The 11,223-nt window shown below is 57.3% G+C and carries 10 protein-coding genes; 4 read left to right on the top strand and 6 right to left on the bottom strand.

All coding sequences use genetic code 11. The annotated features are described in order from the left end of the window. Nucleotides 1-76: 76 nt before the first annotated feature. The 5 genes from H1Y61_RS25385 to traA form a co-directional block, all read right to left on the bottom strand. Nucleotides 77-955 carry an AraC family transcriptional regulator gene (locus tag H1Y61_RS25385; protein ID WP_235681011.1) on the bottom strand — a complete coding sequence of 293 codons (879 nt, stop codon included), beginning with the start codon at nt 953-955 and terminating at the stop codon, nt 77-79. Nucleotides 956-1,680: 725 nt separating this feature from the next. Continuing rightward, entirely contained in the window at nt 1,681-2,337 is a 657-nt protein-coding gene (locus H1Y61_RS25380; protein ID WP_180575582.1) for a TraH family protein, read from the bottom strand. Nucleotides 2,338-2,348: 11 nt separating this feature from the next. After that, entirely contained in the window at nt 2,349-3,584 is a 1,236-nt protein-coding gene (locus H1Y61_RS25375) for a conjugal transfer protein TraB (RefSeq protein ID WP_235681010.1), read from the bottom strand. Beyond that, the gene (gene traF, locus H1Y61_RS25370; protein WP_180575580.1) at nt 3,505-4,035 is read right to left on the bottom strand and encodes a conjugative transfer signal peptidase TraF; all 531 of its coding nucleotides are present in this window, start codon (nt 4,033-4,035) and stop codon (nt 3,505-3,507) included. Before traF ends, H1Y61_RS25375 begins: the two co-directional genes overlap by 80 nt. Continuing rightward, nucleotides 4,032-7,334, bottom strand: coding sequence for a Ti-type conjugative transfer relaxase TraA (gene traA / locus H1Y61_RS25365; RefSeq protein WP_180575622.1), 3,303 nt, complete (start codon nt 7,332-7,334; stop codon nt 4,032-4,034). The genes traF and traA overlap by 4 nt, the downstream gene beginning before the upstream one ends. A gap of 255 nt (nt 7,335-7,589) precedes the next feature. Here traA and traC point away from each other — a divergent pair, with 255 nt between their 5' ends. From traC to traG, 3 genes are read left to right on the top strand one after another with little or no spacing between them, the layout of a single operon-like run. Continuing rightward, nucleotides 7,590-7,886: a conjugal transfer protein TraC gene (gene traC, locus H1Y61_RS25360; protein WP_071205422.1), complete on the top strand. Its 297-nt coding sequence runs from the start codon at nt 7,590-7,592 to the stop codon at nt 7,884-7,886. Nucleotides 7,887-7,890: 4 nt separating this feature from the next. Beyond that, nucleotides 7,891-8,106: a type IV conjugative transfer system coupling protein TraD gene (traD, locus tag H1Y61_RS25355; RefSeq protein ID WP_071205423.1), complete on the top strand. Its 216-nt coding sequence runs from the start codon at nt 7,891-7,893 to the stop codon at nt 8,104-8,106. Then, complete coding sequence (gene traG, locus H1Y61_RS25350; RefSeq protein WP_180575579.1) at nt 8,093-10,060, top strand: Ti-type conjugative transfer system protein TraG; 1,968 nt, start codon at nt 8,093-8,095, stop codon at nt 10,058-10,060. Before traD ends, traG begins: the two co-directional genes overlap by 14 nt. Nucleotides 10,061-10,342: 282 nt before the next feature. On the opposite strand, the gene H1Y61_RS25345 is transcribed toward traG, so the two are convergent. After that, nucleotides 10,343-10,552, bottom strand: a complete 210-nt coding sequence (locus H1Y61_RS25345; RefSeq protein WP_071205425.1) for a hypothetical protein — start codon at nt 10,550-10,552, stop codon at nt 10,343-10,345. Nucleotides 10,553-10,910: 358 nt separating this feature from the next. Here H1Y61_RS25345 and H1Y61_RS25340 point away from each other — a divergent pair, with 358 nt between their 5' ends. Further along, nucleotides 10,911-11,168, top strand: a complete 258-nt coding sequence (locus tag H1Y61_RS25340; protein ID WP_180575621.1) for a WGR domain-containing protein — start codon at nt 10,911-10,913, stop codon at nt 11,166-11,168. Nucleotides 11,169-11,223 lie beyond the last annotated feature (55 nt).

Genomic DNA, 11,223 nt, shown 5'->3' with positions numbered 1-11,223 from the left:
TTCCCGCAAGATGAGCGGGCTGTACGCAACCAAGCTAAGAGAGCCGGTCATGAACCGGATAGAATAAAAATGCGGGTTAATATTTTTTTTGGCAATCCAGAGCATAGGCACCGGGTGTCATTCCAACCACCCCAACGAAGTGGCGCGTCATATGGCTTTGGTCAGCAAATCCTGCTCTTGCGGCCGCCTCGGTTGCCGAAAAGCCACTCCGCAGCATGGTTTTGACGGCCTTCACTTTTTGAATGACGTGATAAGCGTGCGGGGGTAATCCAGTACACCGCTTGAATGCTTCAATGGTTTGGCGCCGCCTCAAACCAGCGACATCACAAAGTTCGTCCAGCGTGACATCGTCTTCGATGCGATTGTGCAAGAACTCAACGGCATCTGCGATGCGACCGGACGGCTGCTTTGCGTCTTTTGCCTTCACTAAATCTGGCGACAAGGCACCAATTGTGACGCGCATAATCGAATCAAGCGCAACATCACGCGCCAACGCCAAGGGTGAGTTATGCAAGACTTCATGAAACTGCGCGAAGGAATGGGCGAGATCCGGCCTATCATGAAACGTTTGTTTGAAATCGGGTAGCAAAAACTTGTCTCCACCCGCAATGTCGCAAATGAACTTCCGAATTTCATTCTCACTTATATAAATCATTCGCTGCTTCCAGCCCTCGGCAATTGCCGCATTGCCATAGTGGACATCCCCTGGATGCATAGTGACCACAGTGCCTGAAGGCACATTGTTATGAATTCCTCGACACCAAACCGAATGAACCCCACTTTCGATGATCCCTATGACATATTCATCATGTGCATGCGGTTTAAAGGATTGCTGGATATACCGCGCCGTCATCGTTTCCAGGCCAGCCTTTGCGAACGGCCGACGGATCGATACCCAGTCACGTGATCTTTCGTCTTCGGCGTCCAATGTTTGTACCCCAATTGTTTCAGCCAATAGCCAAACGCCAGCCCCGGCCGATCTGCGTCTGACACCCCTTTATTCCACGATAGAAGAAAAATACTACAACGAAAGATTGAACGAAAGTGCAGTCCAATGAACAATAATTATGTCGACATCAAATAGAAATATTTGAATTTATTCATGTAAGCACTAAGAGGGTTTCTATGATGAACATAGTTTATAGAGCTTCATAGCAATCGAAAGAAATGTTCCAATGAGCATTGTATATATGAGCGCGTATATGGACCAGATTTCGACTTTCTTTCGAAAGGATTTTATCTCTAAATCGCGAAACTTCATGGCATTCTACCGTTCCGAAGCCTTGTAATATCTGATTGATAAACGCAATATTGGGGCATCCCGCAAGACCTGAAATGGCCGCATGGCCAGAAGTATGAAAGGCACAACAAGACGAGTGCAACTGAATACGCTTCGCTATGGGAAAGCCACTAGGCCAACGGCATAGTCGCGTCGCCTTAACTTGAGCCGGACACAGGATTGGTCGTGTTCCAGCCTGGTCTTTCTTACAGACGCAAACGTAATTTCGCGCTCCGTATCGATGGTGGCGTTTTGCAGCATACGATACGCACCGGCACTTTTCTGGAGAAGCCCGCCAACATAGCCCTCATTGTCAAGGATGAAGAGCTATTTATCCTTGGCATTTCCGCTCGCGGGGGAGACGTTACCGAGAACATTTTGGAAGATCGGTGCCAGCAAGTCTAATTGGGGTCCACTGCTAAGCGGTTGTCTCTCGAACGAGCGCCAATACCTGAAAGGTCAATCCGAATGCCTGCGCTGTTTGGGTCGTCTGTATCATTGCCCGCCGGTGCTGTCGTATGGTTGATTTCATTCCCATCCTCATCACGGATGGAACCTTTTCCCGCTTGCTCTTGCTCGGGCTCATCAGTCTTCACGTCCACGGGATCCTCTGCCCGAAACACCGCCACCCCCTCGAAATACCCCGTCTCCCAAGCCATGATGGCATCGTCGAGTACCTGTGGCATCACATCTTTGTTGGTTGGATTGCCATACCATTTGGTGACGATCCGGTAGACCTTGGCAAACAGCGCCGTGCCCATGCGGATGTTCGCACATGAATCGACGAGGTCCGGCTTCAGTTGTCCAGCCTCCAGGATGCCAAGGCCGGCGGGATATTGGGTGATCCCAGCGCGCACGGTGTTTCGACCGAGGTTGTTGCGGATCAGCGTCAGGGCATCATCCGGTGTCGCGGGCTTCGGTGCCAGAATGACTCGGTTCCCAGAGCGGACCGTCACAGCGAGTGGATCCTGAGACCCTGCCCGTTCGATGAACTGCTCGACGATTGCGGGTTTTAGAGCAGGATCGGCGCATTGCTGGATAAGGGCTGCATCGATCATCGAGAAATCTCCTATCTGTTGAACGCCATGATGACGGGCACGCCAAACAGCCTGCTCCAGGCAGTCACGCTTGCCTTCTGGATGGCAACGATCGAGGTGCCGACAGTCCACCATCCATTGCCTGTGGCGACGATGATATCAGGCGAATGCAGCATCGATTGCAGAACCGGCCAAAGGATAAGCTGTTCGTAACAGATCAGCGGAGCGATCTTCTGGCCGTCGATATCGACGGTCGGATTTCGTAAAAGGTCAGCGCGTGCACCTCCACCCTGCCCTGTCCAATCGAGCCACGGCTGCCACATGGAGACCGGGACCGGCATCCGCTCTCGATAGAGAACACGGGCGTCGCTGGCAGAGATAGCCACCATGACGTTGTCATAACCGGCCGCATCGATGACCGCTGCACCGGCGATCACGGTGACGCTGGATCCCTGCAAGCCATCCTGCCAAAGACGCGCCACGGTCGGCGTCCAAAAGCCGAGCGCACTCTCCGGCAAAACGACGAAACGAGCCTTCCCGTCCGCCTTTGCACGCGCGGTTGCGATCAGACCGCGTTGATAGGTGAGCGAGCTGTCACGACCGAGCCTCTGCCCGAGCGCGAGATCAACCCCTTTCCATCTGTCGGGTGCCTTGGGCTGCGTCCAGTTCGTGGCGGACCAGGCGTATAGTCCCACCAGGGCCGCAACGGCGATTTTCCACCTTCGACCGGTCATGACGACCAACAGGATCGCGGTAGCACCGAGACCAAACCATCCCCATCCTGGAAACAGGATGCCGGCCGCGGTCAATGGATGCGCCCAGCCCATGATCCCAAATGGCGGCAGAGCCATCAGCACCATGGCCACCACATAACGTACCGCCCGTAACCTTTCTGTTTGCCTTGCCCAGAGGACGGCATGCACGACAACGAAAGCAAGCGAGACAACCGCCCAAAGTAGCAGGCCGGGCCAAAGATCAGCGGCGTAGAAATTGGCGACGCCCTGGGGCAAGCCGCGGGAAGCGGCGAGGAAGTAACCAGCTGAGACGGCAGCAGCGACCAAACGTGACGGCGATTGCGCCCAGAGTAGCGGGAACAGCATCACGACCGGCAAGGTCATGATGTTTCCACTCCAGCCGACCGTCCCAGCCGCGATCGACAGCCCGACCAGGACCGGTCCGCGCCAGCTGTCAGGGATCAAACGTGAGGATCGGCTTGGCAAGCCCGAGGAGCCCGCTATCGGGGATCGGTCCAAAATATCGTGAGTCATAGGAGCTCTCAAAGGATGAGTGGAGAAACAGGTATCCTCGCGGCACAACACCACCGGAATACGGGACGATCACCCGCCGTTGCCCATCACTTTTTCGGAGGCGGGATGCGCCCAGCGGCACGCCATCGACTTCGATCGTTTCGCCAATGGCGACGTGCTGGCCAGGGAGTGCTGCAACAGTCTTGATGAGCGGTGCAAAGCCGCTGGCACACAGTCCGCGCCGGAGATAGCCGCGCTGCCATGCCTCTTCGAATGTGGCTGTAGCCGGCGGGCAGACGAACACGAGATCTCCGACCGCGACGTCGCTATAAAGCGCCTCGATACGCCACAGCCCGAGCGGCTCGCTTGGCGTCAGGTTCAGCCGATAGCCGCCAATCCACCCGGTCGCGACAAGACTGGAGATGACCACGCCGACACCCGCCAGAGACAAGAGTAGCTGCCGCCGTGTCATTGCTTGAGCACCGAGGTCTGGCTCTGGATGAGACGCAATTCCTCCGACTGCTTCAGCGACTGGACGGTGCGTTCGTGGGCCGCAAGCTGTTGGGCTGCGCGCATCACCGGCCAGGCTTGCTTCAGACGCTCCTTCTGCTCCGGCTGCATTCCTTCAGAGAGTGTGTCGAACAGCTTTCCGGAGGGTTCCCGCGCGGCATTGGTGAGCAGCGTGCGTTCCCCAAACCGCTGGGCAAGGGCCTGGTTGAACCCGTCGATCTCAGTCTTGGTTTCACGATTGCTGAGCGCATACGCCATGGCCGCTGGCAGGTCGTTACGGTCAATCGCATCGCGCACGCGCTCCAGCACCACATGTGCGGCCGGCGACAACGCTGGAATGTCGATCGATATGCGCTGGCGCAATACCTGCTCGTCAGCCTGCAGCCGCTGCACGGCAGTCTCGCGCATCCTCAGATAATGCTCAAGATCGCGCTTCAGCACGGGGACGTTCAGTTCTGCGACGCGACGGTCCTCGCGGTCGGCCTTACTGGCGAGAATGCCGGTCTTACCCCTCAATGGTCCGATGAATGCCGGCTCCGCTTCAAGCGTTTGAAGCACTTGGCGGGCGCTATCTTTATCTGCCAGCACTGCATCGAAGTTCATCGCCCGGAAGGCAGTCTCGGGATCGGCATAGACGTAAACAAAGCGGGTCGAGACCTCTTCCCATTGTTTCTTGAGGGCTGGATCAGAGTCGAGCTTTTGCTCCACCGTATCGGCGACGGAACCGGAAAATGTCTTGATGCCTGCGACCATAGGTGCTGTCTCCTTCATCGCTTGGGTTTTCGGGGATTGTTGGAGGCCAAAGCGCTCACCGATTGCACGAAGCCTCTGAGCAAGATCGGCAAGTCTGGTTTTTTGGCGCAGTGTCCAGTCGAGTTGGTCGCGCAGCAGCGTACGCGCCACCTGGACGATGTTGAGACCACGGTTTTCTGCATACCGCAGTGCCCCGCGGTAGAGGTTTCCGCGCTCGTAATCGAGCGTGGTTTCCTTGGCGTTTCTCCGGGACAGAACCTTGGTGAGGCCACCATTGAAGGCAAAGGACCGCGTCCCGTAATAAAGCTGCAGATCCTCACGGTGACGGGTCATCGCCACGTAGGTCAGATGTCGATCGAGCGACAGCGAAGCCAGCACCTTCACCCGGTCGACCGTCGCTCCCTGGCTTTTGTGGATCGTTGTCGCGTAGCCATGATCGAGATTGCTGTAGAAGCGCTGTTCGACCGTCACCTGGCGGCGCTGATCGCCTTCCCCCACGACAGCGACGATCCGGTTCGGCGCCGCTTCGATGACATGACCGATCATGCCATTCTTGACGCCGAGCGATCCTTCGTTCTTCAGAAAGACGATCTGATCACCTACGTCAAATTGGCGGATGCCGTCGGCAGTTCTAAAGGCATGGCCTTCACCGATGATGCCGCTTTCGACCAGCTTGTCACGCGCCATGCCGTTTAACATGCCCACGTCACGGCGCAGGTGAGCGAGGATTAATGTGGACTTCGCAGGGTCGTAATCACGGTACCAGTCGGAAATCAGATGGTCGGCGGCTTCGGCTTTCAGCGTCGACCCAAGCACCTTGCCTTCGCTCTGGTAGGCAGACAGCGCCCGAGCGACATTGCCACGCGCGAAATCAAGCGAGGCATGCCGCATCCAGTCTTCGCGCTGGCGATAGATCGTCTCCAGCTCGGCGTATCCGATACGGTCAACGATCGCACGAAAGGCGGCCCCCGCCTCGATCGGCTGGAGTTGTTCCGGATCGCCAACCAGCACGATCTTCGCCCCTGTCCGGACAACGGCATCGACAAAGTCCGCCATCTGTTTTGAGGCGACCATACCCGCCTCGTCCATGACGAATACGGTCCGCTCATTGAGCATGTCGCGGCCACGGCCCCAACGCAGCTCCCAGGACGCAAGCGTGCGGCTCTGAATGCCCGCTTCCTTCTCCAAGCCTTCGGCCGCTTTGCCCGCAAGCGCGCCGCCGACCACACGATATCCGGCCAGTTCCCATGCCTCACGCGCCGCCTTCATCATCGTGGTCTTGCCCGCACCCGCACGGCCTACGACAGCCGCGATGCGAGCCGGGCCAGCGATACGTTCGATTGCAATCCGTTGCTCATCCGACAGTCGCACATGCCGCCGGAATGTCTCATCCAGTATGGTTGGGGAAACCGCACGTCCCTCCCGGTTTGACAGCCATATCGCCTGCGTCGCCATTCTCGCTTCCAGCCGGATCATCGCCCGTGTTGAGTAACGGGCCGGCACCTTGTCGCCGGTTGCAAAATCGATCGTATCGCGCTTCAAGCGCAGAACATCAGGGCTCTGGATGATGCGCGCCATCAACTGCTGAAACATGCCGGGATCGTCGATATAGCGATGCAGCACCTTGGAGATATCACCCTCGTCAAAGACGCTTTTCTCGTGGGTGATCAGGTCGAGCACGATCTCCGGGCGTCGCAGAATTCGACGGGTGTTCTCGCTTCGCCGCTTCTCATTCAGCTCAATCCGCTCGAGCTCCGGACGCACGCCTTGGCTTTCCGCCTTGCGCTCGATCGCCTTGGCGCCGACGCCGAGATGGATGGTCGGCTCCAGGTCTATGCCCTGCTTCTCGTAGGAGCGGCCATCGACACGGAGATCGATACCACTGAGCGCCAGGTGATGGTTCTGGCGTTCGAACCATCCATCGCGCAGCTTGTTGAAATCTTCGGTCGAACCGGCCCAGAGTTCGTAGACGATCTTACCAGATTTCGTGCGGACAGGCTGGCCATCCTCACCAATGACTGCAACCTTCTTTGCCCCAAACCCATTTTCGGTCAGCGGCCGCAATGTCGTCATCAGGTGGATGTGCGGATTTCCAGGATTGTCATGATAGACCCAGTCGGCAACCATGCCCTTGGCGAGAATGTGCTTTTCCACGAAGTCCCGTACCAGTGCGATGTTCTGCTCGGCCGTCAGCTCCAGCGGAAGTGCGATTGTCAGGTCTCGCGCGAGCTGGGCATCGGAGCGCTTCTCGAAGGCCTCGACCTTGTTCCAGAAGGCTTCGACCGCTCCCGATACAGAGCGATCGGCGATAAGGGAGCGGACCCAATTCGGGGCATCGGCTGGCAGAACAAATTCCTGATGCAGCAGGCCCTGTTTGCGTGTGTAATCGATCGTGCGCGCCTCTCGCTCATATTCCATTTTCGCGCAATGCCGGTAGGCCGCAGACAGCACGGCACTGCGGCCGTCGCCGCGGCTGATGATGCTGGCTGAGAAATGGGCGATGGCCAGCGCGTAAACACTCCCGGTTCGAATCTCGTTCGTCGGGGGCGACGAGCCCACTACGGCCCCGCCAGGGCGGAAAGCAACCACGTCGCATCAGCGACGTATAATTGCGCCCTTGGAGCCATTCCTTCGGAACGGCGGGATCATTCACGAAAGCATCGCCCTTGGCGATCTGCAGATCTGCAGATTCCATTTTTCGAGCATCCGGGGGAGACTTGGCGTCGCAAGTGCAATGCCACGACGCCAAGGAGAGCAACCGGAATGAAGAAGCCGTCATCGAAGATCAGGGAAGAAATCGCCAGATTACAGGACCAACTGAGAGCGGCTGAAACACGCGAGGCCGAGCGCATCGGCCGGATCGCGCTGAAGGCCGGGATTGGGGAGATCGAGATTGACGAGGCCGAGCTTCAGGCGGCTTTCGAGGAAATTGCACGACGGTTTCGCGGAGGCAAAGGACCTGCGACCGGAAAAGAAAATGGGCGTGGTGAAAAGCCAAGTCACAACACACACCCCTCGGTCGCGTCTGGCACGGATGCGAGCAGCACTGGTGAGGCTTGATCGGATGGCGAAGGGGATGACGACAGAAGCGCGCAAAAAGGACACGCGCGAAAAGATCGAGTTCGGTGGCCTGATCGTCAAAGCGGGCTTGCGCTATGAGAAGCGGGCGCTGCTGCTCGGTCTTCTGATCGATGCGAGCAAAAGGATCAAGGACAATGAGACGGAGCGATCGCGCCTGACGTCCATCGGCGTGGAGGCGTTTGGCAATGACAGCGAATAGGCTTTTGCTGTTCGTTCTGCTGGCGGCAATCATGCTTGCCGCGTTGGTAATGACATCCGGAATGGAACATCGGCTGGCGGAGTTCGGCTCCTCGACCCAGGCGAAGCTGATGCTAGGACGAACTGGCCTTGCCCTCCCCTACATCGCCGTCGCCGCAATTGGTGCCATTGCATTGTTTGCGGCAAATGGATCAGCCGACATCAAGACGGTGGGTGTGAGCGTCCTTGCCGCAAACAGTGCGGCGATCGTTATCGCGATGATACGCGAGACGATCCGCCTGACCGGCATCGCTAGCAGCGTACCGGCAGGGCAATCGGTTCTCACCTATGCCGATCCAGCGACAGCGGTCGGTGCGGGCGTCGCCTTCATCAGCGCAATGTTTGCGTTGCGCGTTACGATCAAGGGAAATGCCGCTTTTGCTCAAACCGGACCTAAGCGGATCGGCGGAAAGCGAGCGGTGCATGGCGAAGCCGACTGGATGAAGTTGCAGGAGGCGGCAAAGCTCTTTCCCGAACCCGGCGGCATCGTTATTGGCGAGCGATATAGAGTCGACAAGGACAGCGTGGCCACCATGCCTTTTCGGGCCGATGAGCCACAGAGCTGGGGTGCGGGCGGCAAGTCGCAGCTGCTCTGCTTCGATGGGTCGTTTGGCTCCTCGCACGGCATCGTTTTTGCAGGCTCCGGCGGTTTCAAGACGACGTCGGTGACGATCCCAACAGCGCTCAAATGGGGTGGCGGGCTGGTTGTGCTTGATCCGTCAAGCGAGGTTGCACCGATGGTCGTTGATCACAGGCGCAAGGCTGGCCGGAAGGTGATTGTGCTGGATCCCACCCTTCAGGGAGTGGGCTTCAACGCGCTCGACTGGATCGGCCGTCACGGCAATACGAAGGAAGAAGATATTGTCGCCGTGGCCACCTGGATCATGACCGACAATGCGCGCACCGCATCCGTCCGCGACGACTTCTTTCGCGCCTCGGCCATGCAGCTTTTGACCGCACTCATCGCCGACGTTTGTCTGTCCGGCCACACCGACGCGAAGAACCAGACACTACGCCGTGTCCGGGCCAATCTCTCCGAACCGGAGCCCAAGCTGCGGGGACGTTTGACCGAGATTTATGAACAGTCGGAATCCGACTTCGTGAAAGAGAACGTCGCTGTCTTCGTCAACATGACGCCGGAGACGTTTTCCGGTGTCTACGCGAACGCGGTGAAGGAGACACACTGGCTGTCCTATCCGCACTATGCTGGCCTCGTATCTGGTGACAGTTTTTCGACCGACGATCTAGCCAACGGTGGAACGGATATCTTCATTGCACTCGATTTGAAGGTGCTGGAAGCCCATCCAGGCCTGGCACGAGTCGTCATCGGCGCGCTGCTCAACGCCATTTACAATCGCAACGGTGATGTGAAGGGACGCACGCTCTTCCTGCTCGATGAGGTCGCCCGGCTCGGATACCTGCGTATCCTAGAAACCGCACGCGATGCCGGGCGCAAATACGGCATCACGCTGACGCTGATCTTCCAGTCGCTGGGCCAGATGCGCGAGGCTTATGGGGGTCGGGACGCGACGTCCAAATGGTTCGAGTCCGCATCCTGGATATCATTTGCGGCGATCAACGATCCTGATACCGCAGATTATATCTCGAAACGTTGTGGTGACACCACGGTTGAGGTCGACCAAACCAATCGCTCTTCCGGAATGAAGGGATCGTCACGGTCGCGATCAAAACAGCTCAGCCGCCGGCCACTGATCCTGCCGCATGAGGTTCTGCGCATGCGCAGCGACGAGCAAATCGTCTTTACTGCTGGCAATGCACCGCTACGCTGCGGGCGCGCTATCTGGTTTCGACGCGAAGATATGAAAGCCTGCGTCGGAGAGAATAGGTTCCACCACCACCATACGACAACAACAGCCATTGCCGCATCCAAAGTGACGAAGTCGGATGAAGACTGAGGTGGTGCGCACCTGTCAACAGGGCGATCCATACCTTTCCGTTTTGTCCACATTGGGCGCGGCTACGTTTCTTTGCAACCAGTCGAGGTCTCTTCGACGTCGAGGTGTTTCGGCTCGGCTGTTGGCATCCAGCCTCGTGTATATCCGCAGCCCATTGCAACCGCCGCCAGCCGCAACTGTTCATGAAGATGGCGACAATCTTTGAGCAAAGTCCGGATGGCAGCCGTCGCGTCTCCATCGTGCCAAGCGATGAGGTGAGCCGCCTCATCATGAACCTGGGGTTCAATTGGTTTTGTTTGCATGGCCCGCCCCGATGTTGAGAGTGAGTTGCTGGCCACCGTATTTCCTTACCATATATGTCGGAGGACGACGTATCATGGCCTCTGCCTTGCGTTGCATTTCCAAGCGTTGAGCCATGTGGACCTCACGGGCAGCGCGTATCTTGGATATTTCCTGCCTGGCGTTTTGAATTGCAATGTCGGCTGTGTTCATGGTGGCCTCCGATCAATGTTCACTTTATGTTCTCATCATCGATAGAGAACGTCAAGCCTCAACACGACATATCGAAGATCCCCACGGCATCTTCGACCGTGCATCTTATCAAGAGATTCCGGGACACCGCGCGTTTGGTGCCATCTTCGATGGATGATCTTTCGCCCGCAAAAGAGCACATTGGCCGTCATTGCGAATTTGCCCGCGGGATCGCGCTGCAACCCGAATGGGACAACACCACCTCGCCCATTTCGGTGTTGTCCAACAGCGGCGGTTCATCAAGGCTTTGAATCAATCAAGCCGTATCGATTCAGAAAAGTCGTTGGACGCAACTCCAAGAGGAAACAACAATGCGGTCATGGAAAAAGACGCGAAAGACCTGGTTCATCTTCACCGCATTGACACGACGCAGAACATGCGACGCTTCTACTTGCTTGCAATCCAGCCAACACTGTTTGGTGGCGCATCAGTCATTCGCAACTGGGGCCGGATCGGCTCAGGCGGCCAGACGATGATTGAAACCTTCGATCGCCAGGAAGATGCGAATTTGGCCGTTTCCCACCTCGAGCGCGCAAAGAAACGACGGGGTTATTCCGAGGTCAATCGCACTGAATAGCTGCCCCTTATTGTAGTGGCGCGCAATAAATGAGAATGAAATCACATTCGTTGCG

Origin of the sequence: Agrobacterium vitis (genome assembly GCF_013426735.1) — a bacterium.
Taxonomy (GTDB): domain Bacteria; phylum Pseudomonadota; class Alphaproteobacteria; order Rhizobiales; family Rhizobiaceae; genus Allorhizobium; species Allorhizobium vitis_D.
This window is presented reverse-complemented; position numbering and strand designations above follow the sequence as displayed.